2 rRNA genes are annotated in these 307 nt (G+C 47.6%); both read right to left on the reverse strand.

Annotated elements, in window-relative coordinates:
* Positions 1 to 7: 7 nt before the first annotated feature.
* A 5S ribosomal RNA gene (rrf, locus tag EVJ24_RS15290) occupies positions 8 to 123 on the reverse strand.
* A 94-nt stretch (positions 124 to 217) separates the two neighbouring features.
* Positions 218 to 307 (reverse strand): 23S ribosomal RNA (locus EVJ24_RS15295); the annotation flags it as partial.

The following is a 307-nucleotide window of genomic DNA, read 5'->3' on the forward strand; positions in this document are numbered from 1 at the left end:
CGATCTTGCCTGGCAACGTCCTATCCTCACAGGGGGAGACCCCCAACTACTTTCGGCGCTGAAGCGCTTAACTTCCGTGTTCGGCATGGGAACGGGTGTGGCCGCTTCGCTATCGCCACCAGACAAGTATTATATTAACATCATTTAACAATGACGTCAATATGTTTTTAAGAGATTGAACTCTCAAAACTGAAGATTCATCAATACAAACCATTTCTAGATCAAAGCCTCGACCGATTAGTATCATTCAGCTCCACACGTCGCCGTGCTTCCACCCATGACCTATCTACCTCATCGTCTCTGAGGG

Origin of the sequence: Exiguobacterium sp. SH1S21, assembly GCF_004337175.1 — a bacterium.
Classification (GTDB): Bacteria; Bacillota; Bacilli; order Exiguobacteriales; family Exiguobacteriaceae; genus Exiguobacterium; species Exiguobacterium aurantiacum_A.